This is a genomic window from Rhizobium sp. P1_B8 (assembly GCF_056406515.1).
In genome coordinates this window covers 42,786-63,419 of the sequence record NZ_JBFTZZ010000027.1, presented here as the reverse complement: position 1 = coordinate 63,419, position 20,634 = coordinate 42,786, and the positions used below count along the sequence as shown (strand labels likewise).

The following is a 20,634-nucleotide window of genomic DNA, read 5'->3' as shown; positions in this document are numbered from 1 at the left end:
GTGCCTCCCGAAAGTATCAGTTGATCTTCTTTTTCTTCGGCGGCACGACGGTGGCGCCATTATCCGCCGGCTGCTCTTCCGGCTGGCCGTCGACTGCGATGTTCGGGTCCGAGCCCTTGTCGGCTTCGAGCTTGCGCCAGCGCTTGACGTTGGCATTGTGCTCCTCGAGCGTCGCAGCGAAAACATGGCCACCGGTGCCGTCGGCGACGAAATAGAGGTCCTGCGTCTTCCAGGGATTGGCGACGGCTTCCAGCGCATCCTTGCCGGGATTGGCGATCGGCGTCGGCGGCAGACCCTTGATGACATAGGTGTTGTAAGGCGTGTCCCGCTTGAGGTCCGACTGGTAGATCGGCCGGTCGGCGGGTTTGCCCTCGCCGCCGAAGAGACCGTAGATGATCGTCGGATCGGACTGCAGGCGCATGCCCTTGCCGAGCCTGTTCAGGAAAACGGAGGCGACATGGGCACGCTCGTCGGGAACGCCGGTTTCCTTTTCGACGATCGAGGCGAGTGTCACGAATTCCACTTTGGATCGCAGCGGCAGCGAGGAGTCGCGCTTGTCCCAGATCTGATCGACGAGCTTCTGCTGTGCAGCCGCCATCTGGTCGATGATCTCCGCGCGCTTGGTGCCGCGCGAGAATTTGTAGGTATCCGGACGCAGGCTGCCCTCGGTCGGCAGTGCGGCCGGCAAGTCACCTTCGAGCACGGTGTCCTGCAGCATGCGGTCAAACATCTGGCGGACCGTCAAGCCCTCAGGGAAGGAAACGGAATAGAGAATGGACTTGCCCGATTTCAGAAGCTCCATGATATCGCTCATGGAGGCCTTCGCCTTGATCTCGTATTCACCCGCCTTCAGGCTCTCACCGGCAGAAAGATGCGTTGCCGTGAGATAGCGGAAGATGCGGGCATCGCTGATAATTGCGTTGCGCTCGAGGTTCGAGGCGATTTCGGCCAGACCAGCGCCGTTGCGGACGATGAAATTGGTGTTGGTCTGCAGCGGACCGGGGTTCCGATAGGTCGATGTGGCATAGTAGAAGCCGATGACGGCGACGACGCAGACCAGAACCGCCAGCGTCATGATGAAGTTCAGGAAAAGAACGACCTGGCCGCGGGCTTTCCTGGACCGCCGCGGCGGCTCCGGGACACGCTCAGGACGCAGGGCTTCGTTCGGCGACTTCGGGATGATCGGTCCCTTCTGCGCCTGGCTATCGTTGCTCTGGTTCGTCGTATCGCTCACCGGCAATCCTCTAAAACTTGACCCTCACTTCGCTATTTCGCGAAGCAATGCGGCAAAAGCAGGTTCTGCCGCCGTTCAAAGACGCCGTTGCCGGTCGTTATGCTTTCGCGCGCCCTCCTACGCAACGTAGAGGACGGCCGGTTGCGGTGTAAGGGAGACCCGCTCCACCGCACAGGACTTTTATTGCGCGTAACGGCGCAGCACGAGCGACGCGTTCGTGCCGCCGAACCCGAACGAGTTGGACAGCGCCACATTGATTTCCCGCTCACGAGCCTTGTGCGGAACAAGATCGATCGCCGTCTCACGTTCGGGATTGTCGAGATTGAGCGTCGGCGGCGCGATATTGTCGCGGATGGCGAGCGTGGTGAAGATCGCCTCGATGGCGCCTGCTGCACCAAGAAGGTGTCCAGTCGCCGACTTGGTCGAAGACATGGAGATCTTCGACGCCGCGTTGCCGACCAGCCGCTCGACGGCACCGAGTTCGATCGTATCGGCCATGGTCGAGGTACCATGGGCGTTGATGTAATCGATATCGGCCGGCGTCAGCCCGGCGCGCTTCAGCGCCATCGCCATGCAGCGGCCGGCACCCTCGCCGTCTTCGGACGGCGCAGTGATGTGATAGGCATCGCCTGACAGGCCGTAGCCGACGATTTCGGCGTAGATCCTGGCGCCGCGCGCCTTGGCGTGTTCCAGTTCCTCGAGCACGACGATGCCGGCGCCTTCGCCCATGACGAAGCCATCGCGGTCGCGATCATAGGGGCGCGAAGCCTTCTGCGGGTCGTCGTTGTGCTGGGTCGACAGCGCCTTGCAAGCGGCAAAGCCTGCAAGCGAAATGCGGCTGACGGGGGATTCCGTGCCGCCGGCGACCATGACGTCGGCGTCACCCAGCGCGATCAGCCGCGCGGCATCGCCGATCGCATGCGCACCCGTCGAGCAGGCGGTGACGACCGAATGATTGGGTCCGCGCAGCTTGTGGCGGATCGAGACCTGGCCGGAGACGAGGTTGATCAGGCGGCCGGGAATGAAGAAGGGCGAGATACGGCGCGGGCCCTTGTCGCGCAGGGTGTAACCCGCCTCGACAATGCCTTCGATACCACCGATGCCAGAGCCGATCAGCACGCCGGTGGCGATCTGGTCCTCATCGGTTTCAGGATGCCAGGCGGCATCGGCAAGCGCCATGTCGGCGGCGGCCATGCCGTAGATGATGAAGGGGTCGACCTTGCGCTGCTCCTTCGGCTCCATCCACTGATCGACATTGAAGGTGCCGTCGGTGCCGTCACCGATAGGAATACGGCAGGCGATCTTGGCGGGAAGGTCATCGACCTCGAATTCGGTGACGAGGCGGGCGCCGTTCTGACCGGCAAGCAGCCGCGACCACGTCACCTCGGTTCCGCATCCCAAGGGTGATACCATGCCGGTACCGGTGATGACGACACGTCTCATCGCGTGCTTTCCCCCGTCTCTTATGTTCTATGGAGAAGTATGCCGAAAAGAAAAGGGCGGACTCCAGGCCCGCCCTTTCTCAAATTCACAGGATCAGGCCTGGGCCTTCTCAATAAACTTYACGGCATCGCCGACCGTCAGGATCGAGTCGGCAGCGTCGTCAGGAATTTCAACGCCGAATTCTTCTTCGAAAGCCATGACAAGTTCGACCGTGTCGAGCGAGTCAGCGCCCAGATCGTCGATAAAGCTGGCGCTCTCGACGACCTTGTCGGCATCAACGCCAAGATGATCAATAACAATTTTCTTTACGCGTTCTGCGATATCGCTCATGTCGGTTTCCTCGACCTTATGTCCTGATCGGAATGCCATCGCGGCACCCCTACCCTGTTTCAGCCTGCGATGTTTTCAGACATCCTCGGCAAACTCGTTTACCCGGCTTCAGAGATGTCCCAGGCTTGCAAAAAAGCCCGCCGGTCCGTCTGCTTTCTCGGGACGACTGTTGACAGTCATGGCCCGCTTAACATGCTTTATGTCTGCCGCAAAGCCAGAAAATCAACGGTTCGTGATTGCTCAACATGCTATTGGCGGAATTATTCCCATGCCAACAGTTTGTCGTTTCAGATCATCGCCATGCCGCCGTTTACGTGCAGCGTCTGACCCGTCATGTAAGCAGCCTCGGAGGACGCAAGGTAAGCCACCGCCGAAGCGACCTCGCCGCCCGTGCCCATGCGCTTCATCGGGATCGCCCCCATGATCGCTTCCTTCTGCTTGTCGTTCAGCTTGCCGGTCATGGCGCTCTCGATGAAGCCCGGTGCCACGCAATTGACCGTCACGTTGCGGGTGGCAATTTCCTGCGCCAAGGACTTGGTGAAGCCGATCATGCCGGCCTTGGAGGCGCAGTAATTGGCCTGCCCTGGATTGCCGGTGACGCCGACGACGGAGGTGATGTTGATGATGCGACCATAGCGGCGACGCATCATCGGGTGCGTCAATTCGCGCGTCAGGCGGAACGTCGATGTCAGGTTCACTTCGAGGACGGCGTCCCAATCCTCGTCGCTCATGCGTACAAAGAGCCCGTCGCGGGTGATGCCGGCATTGTTGACGAGAATATCGACGCCTTCGAGGTCGGCTTCGGCCTTCTGGCCGAGCGCCTTGACCTCATCGCGGTCGGACAGATTGGCCGGGAAGATCTTGACGCGCTCGCCGAGATCGGCGGCCAGCGCTTCCAGTTTCTCGACGCGGGTGCCGTGCAGGCCGACGATAGCGCCCTGCTTATGAAGAAGTCGGGCGATTTCCTCGCCGATACCGCCGGATGCGCCGGTGACGAGAGCCTTGCGGCCGGAAAGATCGAACATGGAAACGTTCCTTATATCTGGAGATACCAATCAGGCCATGAGGGCGGCGACGGCCGCGTCGATATCCGCCGGACCGTTGACGGAGATGCCGTTGATCGTCTTGTCGATGCGGCGGGCAAGGCCGGTCAGCACCTTGCCGGAACCGAGTTCATAAAGCGTCGTGACGCCATTTCCGGCGAACCATTCCACCGTCTCGCGCCAGCGGACCTGGCCGGTCACCTGCTCGACCAGGAGGCTGGCGATCTCGTCGGCGCCTGTCACGGGCGCAGCACGGACATTGGCGATGACAGGCACGACCGGATCGGATTTGGCGACCGTTGCCAGCGCTTCGCGCATGGCGTTGGCGGCCGGCGCCATCAGTGTCGAATGGAACGGAGCGGAGACCGGCAGCAGGATGGCGCGCTTGGCGCCCTTGTCGGTCGCAAGGCCGGCCGCCTTTTCGACGGCTGCCTTCTCGCCCGAGATGACGATCTGGCCGCCGCCATTGTCGTTGGCGATCTGGCAGGCGCCGGCAGCGGCCGCTGCCTCGCAAACGGCAACGACGTCGGCATGTTCGAGGCCGATGATCGCGGCCATAGCGCCGACGCCGACTGGGACGGCCGCCTGCATGGCATTGCCGCGGATGCGCAACAGCCGCGCGGTGTCGGCGAGCGAAAAGGTGCCGGCGGCGCAAAGTGCCGAATATTCGCCGAGCGAATGACCGGCGACGTAGGCGATCTTCGACTTCAGATCCAGCCCTTTGGCTTCGAGAACGCGGACGACGGCGATCGAGACGGCCATCAGCGCCGGCTGGGCATTCGCCGTCAAGGTCAACGTATCCTCGGGACCGTTGAACATGACGTCCGAAAGCTTTTCACCGAGCGCCTGATCGACCTCTTCGAAAACGGCGCGAGCTTCCGCGAAATTCTCGGCGAGATCCTTGCCCATGCCGACGGCCTGACTGCCCTGACCGGGAAAAGTGAAAGCGATGGTCATTTTCATGTCCCTGATTACGCCCCTTAAGGCTGTTTTGCCTCCAATTGACATTCTTTCCGGCAGAGTCAAGTGGCGGCTCATTCTCCGCAAAGCCTTTCGCACCGGCGCAAAAGCCCGGTTTTTGCTCTTGCGCTCCGCCAAATCCAGCCTAGATTTGCGCGGACCTCCCCAAGGCTTTCACCTCTCTCCCAAGGTTTTTTCATGAAGTACAATTCACTAGGCCGCACTGAGATTTCCGTTTCAGAGATTTGCCTTGGCACGATGACCTGGGGTTCGCAGAACAGCGAAGCCGATGCTCATGCGCAGATGGACTACGCCGTCGAAAAGGGCGTCAATTTCTTCGACACGGCCGAGCTTTATCCGACCACCCCGGTTTCGGCGGCGACACAGGGCTGGACCGAAGACTATATCGGCAGTTGGTTCAAGAAGACCGGCAAGCGCGGCGATATCGTGCTCGCCACCAAGGTCGCAGGCCGCGGCCGCGACTATATACGCGGCGGCGAAGGTGCCGATGCAAAGAATATCCGCCTGGCGCTCGAGGCCAGTCTGGCGCGGCTGAAGACCGATTATATCGACCTCTACCAGATCCACTGGCCGAACCGCGGCCATTTCCATTTCCGCCAGAACTGGAGCTACAATCCCTTCAACCAGGATCGCGACGAGGCCGTCGCCAATATGCTCGACATCCTGGAAACGCTCGGTGCGCTGGTGAAGGAAGGCAAGATCCGCGCGATCGGTCTTTCCAACGAGACCACCTGGGGCATACAGAAATATCTGACGCTCTCTGAACAGAAGAACCTGCCGCGCGTTGCGAGCGTCCAGAACGAATATAATCTGCTCTACCGCCATTTCGATCTCGATCTCGCCGAGCTCTCGCATCACGAGGATGTAGGGCTGCTCGCTTATTCGCCGCTCGCCGGCGGCATCCTCTCCGGAAAATATGTCGATGGTGTCAGGCCGAAGGGTTCGCGCGGTTCGATCAACCCCGATATCGGAGGCCGCCTGCAGCCCCTGCAAGAGCCGGCGACCAAAGCCTATCTGCAGATCGCGGCCAGATATGGTCTCGATCCGGCAGCGATGGCGCTTGCCTTCTGCCGATCAAGGCCGTTCATGGCGTCGGTCATCATCGGCGCAACCTCGATGGAGCAGTTGAAAGTCGATATCAGTGCGGCCGACCTAACGCTTTCGGACGAGGTGCTCACGGAGATCGCCAAGGTGCACCGGCAGTATCCGCTGACGCTTTGATCATATTCCTTTAACGCCTGCCCGACGCCGAACGGGATGAGAGCATGATGTCGCCCGAAAACCGCTCACAGTTTTCGGCATCACGCTCTACTCACCGGTCTGCGTCGGGTTCGATTGTCCGATTGCGCTTGCCTTTCCGCGAAAAATCCGTATAAGCCGCGCTGTTCGTTAACCCGGTCTTCTGGCTGGTGGCTGAACGGAGGGCCGGTTTCCTTTCGGAAATCGTTCGGAACGGAAGCGTTCCAGCCTCCCGTGTCTCCGCTCTCGACCGTCTCGGAAACGCTTTCTTGCCTGGGTCCGCCCAATCAGGAGCAGTCGTTGAGGCTTAGCCGCCGAATATCGGGTTGAACCAAACGCAAGAAAGGCAAAGCTGTCATGGCTCTTTATGAACATGTATTCCTTGCCCGGCAGGATATTTCCGCTCAGCAGGTCGATGCCCTCGTAGAACAGTACAAGGGTGTGATCGAAGCGAATGGCGGTAAGGTCGGGCGTATCGAGAACTGGGGCCTTAAGTCCCTCACCTACCGCATCAAGAAGAACCGTAAGGCGCACTACGCCCTGATGGACATTGATGCCCCGGCTGCTGCCGTCCAGGAAATGGAACGTCAGATGCGCATCAGCGAAGACGTTCTTCGCTACATGACGATCGCCGTCGAGAAGCATGAAGAAGGTCCGTCTGCCATGATGCAGAAGCGCGACCGTGACGACCGTCCGCGTGAAGGCGGCCGTGGCCCGCGTGAAGGCGGCTTCGGTGATCGCGACCGCGGCCCGCGTCCGCCGCGTGAAGGTGGCTTCGGCGACCGTGACGACCGTCCGCGCCGTCCGCGCGAAGACCGTGTATAAGGGAGATCTGAGATATGTCTGAAACTTCCTCCGCTCCGGTCCGCCGCCCGTTCCATCGCCGCCGCAAGACCTGCCCGTTCTCCGGCGCCAATGCGCCGCGGATCGACTACAAGGACGTACGCCTGCTGCAGCGCTACATTTCCGAGCGCGGCAAGATCGTTCCGTCCCGCATCACGGCCGTTTCCCAGAAGAAGCAGCGCGAACTCGCCCAGGCGATCAAGCGCGCCCGTTTCCTCGGCCTGCTGCCCTACGTCGTCGCCTAATCGGTCGACGCCGACACCTTTTAGGGAAGGCATTCGTGCCTTCCCTTCTCCCTTCCGCGATGGGCGCGGATCGGAACTCTTAAAACCCATGTTGAGACGTTTCTGAATTTGATTCAGCAACATCCTCTAACTGCTTGATGAAGCAGGACAGCGACCTTGAAACGACCGAACATTAGAACGCTGCTGATCGGCGCACTCGCCGGATTGACCGCCGCCCTGCTGGTGCTGGGCGCGAGCATGCAGCCGTCGTTTTTCAGTGCGCTTCTCTACACGGCCTCGGCGCTGCCGATCCTGATCGTCGGGCTCGGATGGGGCAATGCCGCCGCGGTCTCGGCCGTCGTCACCGCTGCGGCCCTCGGGGCGATCTTGATCTCGCCCTCCTTCGCGCTGATCATGACGCTGGTGACGCTTCTGCCGGCCGGTTGGCTCAGCCATCTCGCCAATCTGGCGCGTCCGGCCGCCGAACTCGGCGGCCCCGACCATCTGCTTGCCTGGTATCCGCTCTCCGATATCCTGCTGCATCTCTGCGGTCTGGTGACGCTCGCCGTCATCGTCATCGGTGTGATCATCGGCTACGGACCTGAGATTACCGATCCGATCGTCGATCTGCTGATCACCTCGCTCAAGCAGCAGCAGCCGGAATTCATGCCCGATCCGGCGGCGACTGCGCAGACCAAGTCGCTGATCCTGCTGATGCTGCCGGCTTTGCAGGGCGGCATGTGGGTCAGCATGTTATTTGCCGCCTATTACTTCGCCGTGCGCATCGTCTCAGCGTCCGGCCGCGGCCTTCGCCCGCGCGAGGATATTCCCTCGTCGCTGCGCATGAACCGCAACTCGATCTTCATCTTCCTGGCCGGGCTTGCCGCCTGCTTTTTCGGCGGCATTCCGGCGCTGGTCGGTGCGACCGTGATCGGCACCTTCGGCGCCGGCTTCATGCTTTCCGGTTTCGCCTCGCTGCATTTCCGCACGCGCGGCAAGGACTGGCGCATACCGGCTCTCATCCTCTGCTATCTGGCCTCGATGCTCATGCTGCTGCCAGCTCTCCTCATCCTCGTTCTCGGTCTCAGCGATACGCGCAAGGCGATCGCGCTGACCCCGACGAAAGATGCTGATGCCCCCAAACAATCCGATACGAAAATCTGAGACACAAGAAAGGAAAAAGAAAATGGAAGTCATCCTTCTCGAACGCATCTCCAAGCTCGGCCAGATGGGCGAAACCGTAAAGGTTCGCGACGGCTTTGCCCGTAACTACCTGCTGCCGCTCGGCAAGGCGCTGCGCGCCAACGCCGCCAACAAGACCCGCTTCGAAGCCGAGCGTGCGACGCTCGAAGCCCGCAACCTCGAGCGCAAGTCGGAAGCCCAGAAGGTCGCCGACGTTCTCGACGGCAAGTCCTTCATCGTCGTGCGTTCCGCCGGCGAAACCGGCCAGCTCTACGGTTCGGTTGCTGCCCGTGACGTCGTCGAGATTCTCGCCGCCGAAGGCTTCAACATCGGCCGCAACCAGGTTCACCTCAACACGCCGATCAAGTCGATCGGCCTGCACAAGGTCGAACTGCAGCTGCATGCCGAAGTCGAAATCCACGTCGAGCTGAACGTTGCCCGTTCGGCCGAAGAGGCAGAGCGCCAGTCCAAGGGTGAAGAACTCACCTCGGTCGACGCGATCTACGGCGTCGACGAAGACGCGCTGCGTCCGGAAGACTTCTTCGATCCGGAAGCCGACGGCGTCGACGAAGACGAAGCATAATTTCGTCGGAGCGATCCGCGACAGGGAAGCCCGGCCACCGCGCCGGGCTTTTTCGTTTCCATCCCTTCCATAGGCGTAGTGGACTGGGTCGCTTTTTAAGGGGATTGTCCGGATGTTTTTGCTGCGTGCCTTATGGCATCGCGCTAAAGTAGCGTTCTCCGAAACGGATGGGCTGAGTCGGCGCCATACCGTGTCGTGCGGGTGACACTGCCAGTATTTCTCCTTTGTGTCGCCCAAGACTGTGGAGAAGTCGAACAACGTGCACAGCGTTCAGGATTTAGGCGAAGCGAGCCCCCGCTCCTTTCGTAGCCTCTTGATTTTCGCGTCCGGAATTGCAACTCCGGAGCTGGAAAAAGACAGAACGGATGATGATGAACGACGCCGCTCGAAAGATTACAGCTGTTGCCCCGTCGGAGCAGCATTATCGCGAAGCACCCAACAATATCGAAGCCGAGCAGGCGCTTCTGGGTGCGATCCTGATGAACAACGACGCCTATTACCGGGTGTCGGACTTCCTGAAGCCGATCCATCTCTATGAACCGCTGCACCGGAAGATCTTCGAGGTTGCCGGCGATATCATCCGCATGGGTAAGATCGCCAACCCGGTGACGATCAAGACCTTCCTGAAAGCCGACGAGAAGGTCGGCGACATGACGGTTTCGCAATATCTGGCGAGTCTCGTCAGCAATGCCGTCACCGTCATCAATGCCGAGGATTACGGCCGGGCGATCTACGACCTGGCGCTGCGCCGGGCGCTGATCACCATCGGCGAGGACGTCGTCAACATCGCCTATGACGCGCCGCTCGACATGCCGCCGCAGTCGCAGATCGAGGATACGGAACGCCGCCTCTTCGAATTGGCGGAAAACGGCCGCTACGACGGCGGCTTCCAGGCCTTCAACGATGCGGTTGCGCTAGCCATCGACATGGCGGCTGTCGCCAAGGAACGTGACGGCGGGCTTTCCGGCATTTCCACCGGCATCCATTCGCTGGATTCCAAGATGGGCGGCCTGCAGCGTTCGGACTTGATCGTGCTGGCCGGACGCCCCGGCATGGGCAAGACCTCGCTTGCCACCAACATTGCCTATAATATTGCCGCCGCCTACGAAGGCGAAGTCCAGTCGGACGGCAGCATGAAGGCGAAGAACGGTGGCGTCGTGGGCTTCTATTCGCTCGAAATGTCGTCGGAACAGCTCGCCACCCGTATCATCTCCGAGCAGACGGAAGTCTCCTCCTCGAAGATCCGCCGCGGCGACATCAACGATGCCGATTTTGAAAAGCTCGTCGCCTGCTCGATGATGATGCAGAAGGTGCCGCTCTATATCGACCAGACCGGCGGCATCTCGATCGCCCAGCTTTCGGCGCGCGCCCGCCGCCTCAAGCGCCAGCGCGGCCTCGACGTGCTTGTGGTCGACTACATTCAGCTGATGACCGGTTCGGGCAAATCCAGCGACAACCGCGTGCAGGAAATCACCCAGATCACCACCGGCCTCAAGGCGCTCGGCAAGGAACTCAACGTTCCGATCATCGCGCTGTCGCAGCTCTCGCGTCAGGTCGAAAGCCGCGACGACAAGCGGCCGCAGCTGTCCGACCTTCGCGAATCCGGCTCGATCGAGCAGGATGCCGACGTTGTGCTCTTCGTGTTCCGCGAGGAATATTACGTCAAGAATTCGGAGCCGCGCGACATCCACGATCCGAAATATCCGGAATGGGAAGCGCTGTTCGACAAGGTGAAGGGCACGGCCGACGTCATCATCGCCAAGCAGCGCCACGGGCCGACGGGCACGGTGAAACTCGCCTTCCAGTCAGAATTCACGCGCTTTGCCGATCTCGCCGATCCTTCCTTCACACAGTACGAGGAACATTGACGCGGTTTTCCGGGTCAATTTCCCTTAGAAAACTGCGGCCCGCAACAAGGCCACCGCCACAACGCCGACGACGACGCTGGCAAGCATCGGCAGGCGGCGGGCGGCCAGCGCCGTTGCGGCACATGCCAGTGTCTCCGCCCAGCCGGTCGCAAAGGCGGTCGGAGCTATCACGGCCATCAGGACCGCCGGCGGGATCGCCTCAATCGCCGTTTTCCAGCGTTCGTCCAGCTGCACATGACGGATGAGGACGAGACCACTGATGCGCGTGAAAATCGTCGCGAATGCCATAGCGAGGATGGCAAGCAGGGTATTGATATCAAGCGTCATGCGGCCTGCTCCTGTACCCGACCCTTCCAGAAAGCCATCACCAGTCCGGCCAAAGCACCGGCTGCGATATACCAGACGCCCGGCACGAAATGATGGACGACAACGGCTGCAATTCCGCTCGCGGCCAGAATTGCGCCCGTTTCCGGTCCCTTCCAGAAGCCCATGACCAGCACGACAAACACGGCCGGAAAGGCGAAATCGAGACCGATGACCGCGGGATCGCCCAGAAAGGCGCCGAGCAACGCGCCTGCCAGCGAAGAGCCGACCCAGGCGGCATAGAAGGGCATGACGATACCGGCATACCATACGGGCGTCAGCCGTGTGCTGCCGGCGCGGAACTCCGCCATGGCCCAGAGTTCGTCGGCAAGGAACAACATGGCGGCATAGCGCCTGATGGTGGAGAAGGACTGCATCTTCATGCCGATGGAGGCGCTCATCAGCACATGGCGGATGTTGACCAGCAGGGTGGCAAAGCCGACGCCGACCCAGCTTGCCGGATGCGCCCATATATCCATTGCCACGAACTGCGAGCCACCGGCAAAGACCAGCGCGCTCATCAGCGCTGTTTCCAAGACCGAAAGCCCCTTGGTGGCCGAAATCGCGCCGAAAACCAGGCCGATCGGAGCAACGGCGACGACAAGTGGAAAGATGGCGCGCATTCCGGCAAGAAATTCGCCGGCCGGCCGGCTCTGCTGCAACATGGCAACCTCCCGATTAAGATCGCGGAGCAGTAGCCCAGCCCGACCCAGCCGTATTGAACGTAAGTGATCAGCCCGTTCGGAATTGACCGGGTGTTACGCCTGTGCGCGCCTTGAAGTGCCGGGTGAAATGCGCCTGATCGGCAAAACCGCATTCGAACGCAATATCGGCCGGCATGCGCCCCTGCCGCAGCAACCTGCGGGCCACCTGCACGCGCCGGTCCGTCAGGAAGGCATGCGGCGTGATGTGGTATTCCTTGCGGAAGGCGCGGATGAGATGCGCGCGGCTCAACCTCGCCACCCCGGCCAGTTCCTCAAGGCCGACGTCGCTGTCGAAATTCTCGATGAGGTATTCGCGGGCGCGGGCGACGGCGCTTCGCTCCTGCGTATCGACAGGCACGACCATGGTGCTGCCGTGGCGCGCAAAGATCGCCGCCAGCACCGAGAACATGCTTTCATCGGACTCCAATGCACCTGCACCCCTTTCGAGCGTGCGATGGGCGGAGTGAAAAGCATTGGCGAGCTGCGGATCGCGTGGAAGCCCGCCGGAAAAAGACGGCGTCGCGTGAAAGGCCTTGCCGGTCACATCCTCCAGAATATCGATGAATAATTTCATGTCCGGATAGATCATGCGGTAACGGTAGCCCTCGCCGCCGGGAGCACCGTCATGAATGACGCCGGGATCGATAAGATAAAGGTCGCCGGGGCCGGTTTCCTCCCGCCTGCCGCTCAGCGTGGCGATCTGGCTGCCGCTTTCAATCGCGCCGATGCTGAATGTATCGTGCGCATGCGGCGCATATTCATGAGTGAGGAAGGTAGCGCTCAGACACTCCATGTCGCGGAAGCGGCTGTCCCGCCAAAAGCGGGCCGATTCCACGTTGGCGAGCGGCATAGCCTCCGCCGCCTCTTTCTGAGATACGTTCTGCATGCGGGTAGATTAGCGCCGAAGCCGCCATGCGTCTTGAACAAAAGTGATCGTACAGGCGGCAAAGGATGGTATGTGACCGCCCGCGCTTTCCCTTGGTCGCAATGCTCACTAGACTGGGTGAGGTGATTTTCCCTTCATTTCTTCACGGCGATTCATGACAGATTTTCCCATTCCCTTCGACGACGACGATCTTTTCGCTTCCGCAGGCCTGCGGCTGACCGTCGACTTGACCGCGCTGACGGAGAACTGGCGCGATATGGCGCGCCGCTCCGGCGCAGCGCGCGCCTCGGCCGTCGTCAAGGCGGATGCCTACGGCATGGGCATCGAGGATGCCGGCGAAGCGCTCTATATGGCGGGCGCCCGCGACTTCTTCGTCGCGACCGTCGACGAGGGCGTCACCCTTCGCCTCTATGCGCCGGAGGCGCGCATATTCGTGCTCTCCGGCATCTGGCCGGGCACCGAGCGGCGCTTCTTCGACAATGATCTGGTGCCGGTGATTTCCTCCGACGAGCAACTCGCCTTCTGGATGGCGGTGCTGGCCGATTACGGCGACTATCCCTGCGCGCTGCATGTCGATACTGGTTTCAATCGGCTCGGACTGCATATCGACGATGCGATCGCGCTCGTCGACGACGTTTCGCGGCCGGCGAGTTTCGCGCCGGTGCTTGTCATGAGCCATCTCGCCTGCGGCGACGATCCCAGCCATGCGATGAACCGGCGGCAGCTCGAATCATTCCACAGGGTTAGCGCCGCCTATGAAGGCATCGATTCAAGTCTTGCCGCCTCGGCCGGCATCTTTCTCGGCGAGGATTATCACTTCGACCTGACCCGCCCCGGCATTGCGCTTTATGGCGGCGAAGCGGTCTGCGGCATGACGAACCCGATGCGGCCGGTGGCAACAGCGGAAGCGCGCATCATCCAGGTGCGAAATGTCGAGGCCGGCGAGACCGTCAGCTACGGGCGGGCGCTGCAGCTCAACCGCAAAAGCCGGCTGGCGATCGCCTCGGCCGGTTATGCCGACGGCTATATGCGCAGCCAGTCGAGCGGTGGCGTGCCGCTGCGCCAAGTGGTGCCGCAAGGTGGGCAAGGTTTCATCGCCGGACACAAGGTGCCGGTTGCCGGCCGCATCACCATGGACCTGACGATCTTCGATATCACCGACCTGCCTGACAATGCCGTGCGCGCCGGGGATTATGTCGAGCTGTTCGGCAAGAATATGCCAGTCGACGACGTGGCGCGGGCAGCAGGCACGATCGGATACGAGATCCTGACCAGCATGGGGCTCCGCCACGAGCGGCGCTATGTCGCCGAGGAGTAGAGTTCGCCCGTCAACGGCTGCTGAGCGCAAGCCGGACCCCGAGCGCCACGAAGAGCGCGCCGAGGCTGCGATCGAGCCATAGCCCGACTTTCTGATTATGCCTGAGCGCATCGGCAAGGCGCCCTCCGAGAAGGACGAGCGGCGGCTCGATGAAGGCAGCGACGACAATGATGAGCCCGCCATGCAGCAGGAGTTGGGCCCATGCCGGTCCTGCCCCTTCGACGACGAATTGCGGCAGGAAGGCCAGGAAGAAGATCGCCACCTTCGGATTGAGCAGCGACACAAGGATTCCTTGCCGGTAGATCCTTGCGACCGGCATTTCTTCACCGTCAGCCTTTATCAGTCCATTGCCGCCGCCGGCGCGCAAAGCCTGAATGCCGAGCCAGACGAGATAAGCGGCACCGATCCATTTGACTGTCGAGAAGGCGACGGCGGAAGCGGCAAGTATGGCCGAAAGGCCGAGTGCCGCCATCAGGACATGCAGACAGGCGCCGGACCAGACGCCGAACAGCGCGGAAAAACCGGCACGTTTTCCGCTTCTCATCGTGTGGCCGAGGATGAAGGCGATATCGGGGCCAGGCGAGAGGTTGAGCAAAACCGCCGCCGACAGAAATGCAAGCCAGTGTGCGAGCGAATAATCGAACATCTTCCACCGTTCCGGATGACTAGGAGCAAAGGATAGGCACGGGTGCGCTGATGGGGAAATCATTAGTTTTGATCCGTCACGACAGCCATTATCTCAAGCACGATATTGATTCGATGAGGCGGCGCGTCTGCTTCACTTGGAAACCCGGACTGAAAGAGTAATTGATGGCGAAGGCCAGGACACAATTCATCTGCCAGAGTTGCGGCACGGTTCATAACCGCTGGGCCGGCAAATGCGAGAACTGCGGCGAGTGGAACACCATCGTCGAGGAAGACCCGATGGGCGGGATCGGCTCCGGTCCCGGCAAGACACCGAAGAAGGGCCGACCGGTGGCGCTGACGGCGCTGTCGGGCGAGATCGAGGAGGCGCCGCGCATCCATACCGCCATGTCGGAGCTCGACCGGGCGCTCGGCGGCGGCTTCGTGCGCGGTTCGGCGGTGCTGATCGGTGGCGACCCCGGCATCGGCAAATCGACGCTGCTGATGCAGGCAGCCGCCGCCCTTGCGCGGCGCGGCCATAAGATCATCTACGTCTCCGGCGAAGAAGCCGTGGCGCAGGTGCGGCTGCGGGCGCAACGCCTTGCGGCGGCCGATACCGACGTGATGCTGGCGGCCGAAACCAATGTCGAGGATATTCTGGCGACACTCGCCGAGGGCAAGCGGCCGGACCTCGTCATCATCGATTCTATCCAGACGCTATGGAGCGAACTTGCCGAATCCGCGCCGGGAACGGTGACGCAGGTGCGCACCGGCGTCCAGGCAATGATCCGTTTCGCCAAGCAGACGGGGGCCGCCATGGTGCTGGTCGGGCATGTGACCAAGGACGGGCAGATCGCCGGGCCGCGCGTCGTCGAGCACATGGTCGACGCCGTGCTCTATTTCGAAGGTGACCGCGGCCATCACTACCGCATCCTGCGCACGGTCAAGAACCGCTTCGGCCCGACCGACGAGATCGGCGTCTTCGAAATGTCAGACAAAGGCTTACGCGAAGTCGCCAATCCCTCGGAGCTCTTCCTCGGCGAGCGCAACGAGAAATCGCCGGGTGCTGCCGTCTTCGCCGGCATGGAGGGCACGCGTCCCATTCTCGTCGAAGTGCAGGCGCTTGTTGCGCCGACCTCGCTCGGCACGCCGCGGCGCGCCGTCGTCGGCTGGGATTCGGCCAGGCTGTCGATGATCCTGGCGGTGCTTGAGGCTCATTGCGGCGTCCGGCTCGGCCAGCACGACGTCTACCTCAACGTCGCCGGCGGTTACCGTATCTCCGAACCGGCGGCCGATCTGGCCGTTGCCTCGGCACTCGTTTCCTCACTTGCCGGTATTGCCCTTCCTGCCGATTGCGTCTATTTCGGCGAAGTCAGCCTGTCGGGCGCCATCCGACCGGTTGCGCACACCGCCCAGCGTCTCAAGGAAGCCGAGAAGCTGGGTTTTTCCGCTGCACTGCTTCCATCCGCCTCCGCCGAACTGCCGAAGGGCTCCGGCGGGCGCTGGAGCGAAGTCGGAAGCCTGCCGGATCTGGTCGCGCGCATCGCCGGATCGAAGGGAGCGCTGCGTGTGGAAGACGATGTTTGATCCTTTCATTGCCAGGAATGGTGATGATATAGGAGGCACACGATAAGGCACGACACGGCCGCCAAGCGGCAGTCCTGGAGTTGAATTTACATGCCCATTACGATTTTCGACGGTATTGTCATCGGCGTCGTGCTCTTCTCCGCCGTGCTGGCGATGGTCCGCGGCTTTTCGCGCGAGATCCTCTCGATCGCGAGCTGGGGCGGTTCGGCCGCCGCTGCCTATTACCTCTATCCCTACCTGCTGCCCTACGCGAAAAAATATACCGATGACGACCGCATCGCGATCGTCGGTTCGGCAGCGGTCGTCTTCCTGATCGCGCTCATCGTCATCTCCTTCATTACGATGAAGATCGCCGATTTCATCATCGACAGCCGCGTCGGCGCGCTCGACCGCACGCTCGGCTTCCTGTTCGGGGCAGCGCGCGGCGTGCTGCTCCTGGTCGTCGCCGTCGCCTTCTGGAACTGGCTGGTCGATGTCGACCACCGTCCGGCCTGGGTTAACGAAGCGAAGTCGAAACCTTTCCTGGATTCGATGGTCGTGAAGCTGAAATCGGTTCTGCCGGAGCAATTTGCCCAGATGATACCGGAAAGCATCCGTGATAAGCTGCAGCCGCCGGCACAGGGCGCCGAAGGTACCACTCCGCCGACGGGCGACCAGGCTCCGGCGGAAGACGCACCGACCGCGCCCGCAGACGGCGCACAGCAGCCGGCGAATTGACACAGTGTTCAAGAGCTTGACCCGCCTTCCGGCAATTGCCATTTGAGCGGGACATGAAATGAGGGTCCGGCCGGGCATTCCAGCTCCGCCGGGCTCAGCTATTTCTGGAAATGCCGATCCATTCTTGTGAGAGCAGAGGCCCGCAGAAATGAACCAGTCCCATTCCTTCCCGACCGACGATCCGCTCGACGGAGATACGCTGCATGAAGAATGCGGGGTTTTCGGAATTTTGGGACATCCCGATGCCGCCGCGCTCACGGCGCTTGGCCTGCATGCGCTTCAACATCGCGGACAGGAAGCGGCCGGCATTGTTTCCTTCGACGGCAAGCGCTTCTACCAGGAACGCCATATGGGCCTCGTCGGCGACCACTATACCAATCCGATGACGCTCGCCCGCCTGCCCGGCAGCATTACGATCGGTCATACCCGCTACTCGACAACCGGCGAAGTGGCCATGCGCAACGTGCAGCCGCTCTTTGCCGAACTGGAAGAAGGCGGCATCGCCATTGCCCATAACGGCAATTTCACCAACGGCCTGACGCTGCGCCGCCAGATCATCGCGACCGGCGCCATCTGTCAGTCGACGTCCGATACTGAAGTCGTCCTCCACCTCATCGCCCGTTCCCGCCACGCTTCCACATCCGACCGCTTCATCGATGCCATTCGCCAGATGGAAGGCGGCTATTCGATGCTCGCCATGACGCGCACGAAGCTGATTGCCGCGCGCGACCCGACCGGCATCCGCCCGCTGGTGATGGGCGAACTCGACGGCAAGCCGATCTTCTGTTCGGAAACCTGCGCGCTCGACATCATCGGCGCCAAGTTCATCCGCGACGTTGAGAACGGCGAGGTCGTCATATGCGAAATCCAGCCTGACGGCTCGATCAGCATCGATGCGCGCAAGCCGAGCAAGCCGCAGCCGGAGCGCCTCTGCCTGTTCGAATATGTCTATTTCGCCCGCCCGGACTCGGTCGTCGGCGGCCGCAACGTCTATACGACGCGCAAGAGCATGGGCATGAACCTTGCCAAGGAATCGCCCGTCGATGCCGACGTGATCGTGCCAGTGCCGGATGGCGGCACGCCTGCGGCGCTCGGCTATGCCCAGCAGAGCGGCATTCCCTTCGAATACGGCATCATCCGCAACCATTATGTCGGGCGCACCTTCATCGAGCCGACGCAGCAGATTCGCGCGTTCGGCGTGAAGCTGAAGCATTCTGCCAACCGGGCGATGATCGAAGGCAAGCGCGTGGTACTGGTTGATGATTCCATCGTGCGTGGGACGACGTCTCTCAAGATCGTCCAGATGATCCGTGAAGCCGGCGCGCGCGAAGTCCATGTCCGCGTCGCAAGCCCGATGATCTTCTTCCCGGATTTTTACGGCATCGACACGCCTGACGCAGACAAGCTGCTGGCAAACCAATATGCCAATGTCGAAGCCATGGCCAAATATATCGGTGCGGACTCGCTCGCCTTCCTCTCGATCGACGGCCTCTATCGCGCCGTTGGCGGCGAGGATCGCAATCCGGCCCGGCCGCAGTTCACCGACCACTATTTTACCGGCGACTATCCGACCCGCCTGCTCGACAAGAACGGCGAATCCATGGGCAACAAGATTTCCATGCTCGCCAGCAACGGCTGACACGGCTCGGCTTTCCCTTTATCCATCCCGAGGGGTTCACCGCACCCCTCTCCCCTCGTGAGGGAACACGACATCATGAATATCAATCTTGAGGGCAAGATCGCACTCGTCACCGGTGCGTCGCGCGGCATCGGATATTTCACGGCGCTGGAGCTTGCGAAAGCCGGCGCGCATGTGATTGCCTGCGCACGCACGGTCGGCGGGCTCGAGGACCTCGACGATGCGATCAAGGCCATTGGTGGCGCGGCGACGCTCGTGCCCTTCGACCTTGCCGACATGAACGCGATCGACGCGCTCGGCGGCTCGATCTTCGAGCGCTGGGGCAAGCTCGACATCCTCGTCGCCAATGCCGGCGTGCTCGGCATCATTTCGCCGATCGGCCATATCGAGGCGAAGGTGTTCGAGAAGGTGATGACCATCAACGTCACCGCGACATGGCGGTTGATCCGCTCAGTCGACCCACTGCTTGCCCGCTCGGATGCCGGCCGCGCGGTGATCATCTCTTCGGGGGCTGCCCACAAGTGCCGCCCCTTCTGGGGCGCCTATTCCGCTTCCAAGGCTGCGGTCGAAGCGCTGGCACGCACATGGGCCGGCGAAAGTCAAAGCACACCGCTGCGGGTCACCAGCGTCGATCCGGGAGCGACACGCACGGCGATGCGAGCGCAGGCGGTGCCGGGCGAAGATCCACAGACGCTACCGCATCCCTCCGAGGTCGCAAAGGCGATCCTGCCATTGCTGGGGCCTGGTGTGACCGAGACGGGCAAGCTGTTCATTGTGCGGGAGAACAAGCTCGTCGATTATCGCCTGCCGGAATAAGCACCTGTATAATTCCTTAAGTCGGAATCGATTCAAGGACAAAATTATGCGGCAATTCAAAGTGCTACAGCGTCCTTTGCGGGTCCGAAAAGACGCGCGGCGTTGTCGACGTCTCAGTTCGCTGCAACGGCTGAGAACAGATGCGCCAGGCCGGCTTCTGACGGGCATAGCGCATTGAGGTCAACCGGTCCCTGGATGCCGTCCAAGGTGCCGTTGTCGGCAAATTGCCAGATTGACCAACGACTGCACTCTTCCTGTCTCGGTGCCCTGAACACACTACGCAGCCACAGATAGTGGTCAGGAAAGCGCGATTCATTGCCTTTCAGATATTGATCGAAGAACTCCTGAGTGACGTAAAAAATAGGCTTCTCCGGAAAAGTGCCTTTCACCTCGGTGAAGAAGGCCTTCACCTCGGCAGCCATTTCCTCGAGCGTCGGGATTTTGTTGCAATTGCCGACAAACTCCAGATCGATGGCGATGGGCAGAGTTCCCTGCTCCTTCGGCACGGTCGCCAGGACATTCTGCGCCTGTTCCTTGCCCGGTCGGCAGAAGGTGAAGAAATGATAAGCGCCCTTGACCAATCCGGCATCTCCGGCGCGCTGCCAGTTGTCGGCGAATTTGGAATCCCGATGATCTCCACCTTCGGTCGCCTTCATGAAGGCGAAGCGGACATTCGCCTGCGAGGCAACCACCTTCCAATCGATATCACCTTGGTGATGGCTGACATCGATGCCTTGGATCGGATAACTGCTTAAGGAGGGATTGTTGAAGCGAAGCATTCCGAAATCGTATGCGAAATATGCCGCGAATGCGACAACCAGAATTGCAGTCGCTCCGATCGCCGATCGAGCCAGTCTCCGCATCCCTTCCTCCCTATTAACAACGGCTTCTCAACCGGCTATGCGAATTTTGCGCCGCGAAAATGGCGGGCGAATTTCAAGGGCGCGCCAACGGGTTTCATCATCGCATGGATGGATCCTGTTGCCGCTGGATCGCTCTTCGCCCCCCTT

21 protein-coding genes are annotated in these 20,634 nt (G+C 61.3%); 11 read left to right on the top strand and 10 right to left on the bottom strand.

Going from position 1 to position 20,634, the window contains the following annotated elements:
- Positions 1 to 16: 16 nt before the first annotated feature.
- The 5 genes from mltG to fabD all read right to left on the bottom strand — a co-directional run bounded on the left by mltG (position 17) and on the right by fabD (position 5,007).
- The gene (mltG, locus tag AC1D2N_RS27155) at positions 17 to 1,234 is read right to left on the bottom strand and encodes an endolytic transglycosylase MltG (protein WP_026230833.1); all 1,218 of its coding nucleotides are present in this window, start codon (positions 1,232 to 1,234) and stop codon (positions 17 to 19) included.
- A 180-nt stretch (positions 1,235 to 1,414) separates the two neighbouring features.
- Positions 1,415 to 2,677, bottom strand: a complete 1,263-nt coding sequence (gene fabF, locus AC1D2N_RS27150; RefSeq protein WP_130728931.1) for a beta-ketoacyl-ACP synthase II — start codon at positions 2,675 to 2,677, stop codon at positions 1,415 to 1,417.
- Positions 2,678 to 2,770: 93 nt separating this feature from the next.
- Positions 2,771 to 3,007: an acyl carrier protein gene (locus AC1D2N_RS27145; protein ID WP_003547058.1), complete on the bottom strand. Its 237-nt coding sequence runs from the start codon at positions 3,005 to 3,007 to the stop codon at positions 2,771 to 2,773.
- Between the two features lie 287 nt (positions 3,008 to 3,294).
- Entirely contained in the window at positions 3,295 to 4,032 is a 738-nt protein-coding gene (gene fabG, locus AC1D2N_RS27140) for a 3-oxoacyl-[acyl-carrier-protein] reductase (protein ID WP_018241446.1), read from the bottom strand.
- 30 nt (positions 4,033 to 4,062) lie between these two features.
- Positions 4,063 to 5,007 carry an ACP S-malonyltransferase gene (fabD, locus tag AC1D2N_RS27135; RefSeq protein WP_018241445.1) on the bottom strand — a complete coding sequence of 315 codons (945 nt, stop codon included), beginning with the start codon at positions 5,005 to 5,007 and terminating at the stop codon, positions 4,063 to 4,065.
- Between the two features lie 201 nt (positions 5,008 to 5,208).
- On the opposite strand from fabD, the gene AC1D2N_RS27130 reads away from it, so the two are divergent.
- From AC1D2N_RS27130 to AC1D2N_RS27105, 6 genes are all read left to right on the top strand, one after another.
- Positions 5,209 to 6,252 (top strand): aldo/keto reductase, encoded by a 1,044-nt coding sequence (locus AC1D2N_RS27130; protein ID WP_130747958.1) that lies wholly within the window; start codon positions 5,209 to 5,211, stop codon positions 6,250 to 6,252.
- A gap of 375 nt (positions 6,253 to 6,627) precedes the next feature.
- Positions 6,628 to 7,095: a 30S ribosomal protein S6 gene (rpsF, locus tag AC1D2N_RS27125; protein WP_003547040.1), complete on the top strand. Its 468-nt coding sequence runs from the start codon at positions 6,628 to 6,630 to the stop codon at positions 7,093 to 7,095.
- A gap of 14 nt (positions 7,096 to 7,109) precedes the next feature.
- Entirely contained in the window at positions 7,110 to 7,358 is a 249-nt protein-coding gene (gene rpsR / locus AC1D2N_RS27120) for a 30S ribosomal protein S18 (protein ID WP_003547038.1), read from the top strand.
- 156 nt (positions 7,359 to 7,514) lie between these two features.
- A complete protein-coding gene (locus AC1D2N_RS27115; RefSeq protein WP_018241442.1) occupies positions 7,515 to 8,501 on the top strand; it encodes a DUF2232 domain-containing protein in 987 nt (328 codons plus the stop codon).
- 22 nt (positions 8,502 to 8,523) lie between these two features.
- Positions 8,524 to 9,102, top strand: a complete 579-nt coding sequence (gene rplI, locus AC1D2N_RS27110) for a 50S ribosomal protein L9 (protein WP_018241441.1) — start codon at positions 8,524 to 8,526, stop codon at positions 9,100 to 9,102.
- Positions 9,103 to 9,473: 371 nt separating this feature from the next.
- Positions 9,474 to 10,970 (top strand): replicative DNA helicase, encoded by a 1,497-nt coding sequence (locus AC1D2N_RS27105; protein ID WP_026188341.1) that lies wholly within the window; start codon positions 9,474 to 9,476, stop codon positions 10,968 to 10,970.
- A 24-nt stretch (positions 10,971 to 10,994) separates the two neighbouring features.
- Here the strand turns inward: AC1D2N_RS27105 and AC1D2N_RS27100 are convergent, their stop codons facing one another.
- From AC1D2N_RS27100 to AC1D2N_RS27090, 3 genes are all read right to left on the bottom strand, one after another.
- Entirely contained in the window at positions 10,995 to 11,297 is a 303-nt protein-coding gene (locus AC1D2N_RS27100; protein ID WP_018241439.1) for an AzlD family protein, read from the bottom strand.
- Positions 11,294 to 11,998: an AzlC family ABC transporter permease gene (locus AC1D2N_RS27095; protein WP_130652132.1), complete on the bottom strand. Its 705-nt coding sequence runs from the start codon at positions 11,996 to 11,998 to the stop codon at positions 11,294 to 11,296. Before AC1D2N_RS27095 ends, AC1D2N_RS27100 begins: the two co-directional genes overlap by 4 nt.
- Positions 11,999 to 12,065: 67 nt before the next feature.
- Positions 12,066 to 12,887, bottom strand: a complete 822-nt coding sequence (locus AC1D2N_RS27090) for an AraC family transcriptional regulator (protein WP_018241437.1) — start codon at positions 12,885 to 12,887, stop codon at positions 12,066 to 12,068.
- 190 nt (positions 12,888 to 13,077) lie between these two features.
- Between AC1D2N_RS27090 and alr the strand changes: the two genes are divergently transcribed.
- On the top strand, positions 13,078 to 14,241 hold the full coding sequence (alr, locus tag AC1D2N_RS27085) for an alanine racemase (protein ID WP_115156996.1): 1,164 nt from the start codon (positions 13,078 to 13,080) through the stop codon (positions 14,239 to 14,241).
- A 10-nt stretch (positions 14,242 to 14,251) separates the two neighbouring features.
- Here the strand turns inward: alr and AC1D2N_RS27080 are convergent, their stop codons facing one another.
- Positions 14,252 to 14,887 carry a LysE family translocator gene (locus tag AC1D2N_RS27080; protein WP_018241435.1) on the bottom strand — a complete coding sequence of 212 codons (636 nt, stop codon included), beginning with the start codon at positions 14,885 to 14,887 and terminating at the stop codon, positions 14,252 to 14,254.
- A 164-nt stretch (positions 14,888 to 15,051) separates the two neighbouring features.
- Between AC1D2N_RS27080 and radA the strand changes: the two genes are divergently transcribed.
- The 4 genes from radA (at position 15,052) to AC1D2N_RS27060 (ending at position 19,624) form a co-directional block, all read left to right on the top strand.
- Positions 15,052 to 16,452, top strand: coding sequence for a DNA repair protein RadA (radA, locus tag AC1D2N_RS27075; RefSeq protein WP_012756823.1), 1,401 nt, complete (start codon positions 15,052 to 15,054; stop codon positions 16,450 to 16,452).
- 90 nt (positions 16,453 to 16,542) lie between these two features.
- Complete coding sequence (locus AC1D2N_RS27070) at positions 16,543 to 17,169, top strand: CvpA family protein (RefSeq protein WP_003547015.1); 627 nt, start codon at positions 16,543 to 16,545, stop codon at positions 17,167 to 17,169.
- Between the two features lie 148 nt (positions 17,170 to 17,317).
- A complete protein-coding gene (gene purF / locus AC1D2N_RS27065; protein WP_018241433.1) occupies positions 17,318 to 18,808 on the top strand; it encodes an amidophosphoribosyltransferase in 1,491 nt (496 codons plus the stop codon).
- A 75-nt stretch (positions 18,809 to 18,883) separates the two neighbouring features.
- On the top strand, positions 18,884 to 19,624 hold the full coding sequence (locus AC1D2N_RS27060; protein WP_130652131.1) for an SDR family NAD(P)-dependent oxidoreductase: 741 nt from the start codon (positions 18,884 to 18,886) through the stop codon (positions 19,622 to 19,624).
- 113 nt (positions 19,625 to 19,737) lie between these two features.
- Here AC1D2N_RS27060 and AC1D2N_RS27055 read toward each other — a convergent pair whose 3' ends face one another.
- Positions 19,738 to 20,487 carry a glycoside hydrolase family 25 protein gene (locus AC1D2N_RS27055; protein WP_130652130.1) on the bottom strand — a complete coding sequence of 250 codons (750 nt, stop codon included), beginning with the start codon at positions 20,485 to 20,487 and terminating at the stop codon, positions 19,738 to 19,740.
- Positions 20,488 to 20,634: the final 147 nt, after the last annotated feature.

Excerpts from the sequence above, each read along its gene's own strand:
- alr (WP_115156996.1), top strand. The coding sequence starts at position 13,078 with ATGACAGATTTTCCCATTCCCTTCGACGACGACGATCTTTTCGCTTCC.
- rpsR (WP_003547038.1), top strand. The coding sequence starts at position 7,110 with ATGTCTGAAACTTCCTCCGCTCCGGTCCGCCGCCCGTTCCATCGCCGC.
- AC1D2N_RS27095 (WP_130652132.1), bottom strand. The coding sequence starts at position 11,998 with ATGTTGCAGCAGAGCCGGCCGGCCGGCGAATTTCTTGCCGGAATGCGC.
- AC1D2N_RS27055 (WP_130652130.1), bottom strand. The coding sequence starts at position 20,487 with ATGCGGAGACTGGCTCGATCGGCGATCGGAGCGACTGCAATTCTGGTT.
- AC1D2N_RS27070 (WP_003547015.1), top strand. The coding sequence starts at position 16,543 with ATGCCCATTACGATTTTCGACGGTATTGTCATCGGCGTCGTGCTCTTC.
- AC1D2N_RS27060 (WP_130652131.1), top strand. The coding sequence starts at position 18,884 with ATGAATATCAATCTTGAGGGCAAGATCGCACTCGTCACCGGTGCGTCG.
- rplI (WP_018241441.1), top strand. The coding sequence starts at position 8,524 with ATGGAAGTCATCCTTCTCGAACGCATCTCCAAGCTCGGCCAGATGGGC.
- AC1D2N_RS27080 (WP_018241435.1), bottom strand. The coding sequence starts at position 14,887 with ATGTTCGATTATTCGCTCGCACACTGGCTTGCATTTCTGTCGGCGGCG.
- AC1D2N_RS27100 (WP_018241439.1), bottom strand. The coding sequence starts at position 11,297 with ATGACGCTTGATATCAATACCCTGCTTGCCATCCTCGCTATGGCATTC.
- fabD (WP_018241445.1), bottom strand. The coding sequence starts at position 5,007 with ATGACCATCGCTTTCACTTTTCCCGGTCAGGGCAGTCAGGCCGTCGGC.
- radA (WP_012756823.1), top strand. The coding sequence starts at position 15,052 with ATGGCGAAGGCCAGGACACAATTCATCTGCCAGAGTTGCGGCACGGTT.
- fabG (WP_018241446.1), bottom strand. The coding sequence starts at position 4,032 with ATGTTCGATCTTTCCGGCCGCAAGGCTCTCGTCACCGGCGCATCCGGC.
- AC1D2N_RS27130 (WP_130747958.1), top strand. The coding sequence starts at position 5,209 with ATGAAGTACAATTCACTAGGCCGCACTGAGATTTCCGTTTCAGAGATT.
- AC1D2N_RS27105 (WP_026188341.1), top strand. The coding sequence starts at position 9,474 with ATGAACGACGCCGCTCGAAAGATTACAGCTGTTGCCCCGTCGGAGCAG.
- fabF (WP_130728931.1), bottom strand. The coding sequence starts at position 2,677 with ATGAGACGTGTCGTCATCACCGGTACCGGCATGGTATCACCCTTGGGA.
- AC1D2N_RS27090 (WP_018241437.1), bottom strand. The coding sequence starts at position 12,887 with ATGCCGCTCGCCAACGTGGAATCGGCCCGCTTTTGGCGGGACAGCCGC.
- purF (WP_018241433.1), top strand. The coding sequence starts at position 17,318 with ATGAACCAGTCCCATTCCTTCCCGACCGACGATCCGCTCGACGGAGAT.
- rpsF (WP_003547040.1), top strand. The coding sequence starts at position 6,628 with ATGGCTCTTTATGAACATGTATTCCTTGCCCGGCAGGATATTTCCGCT.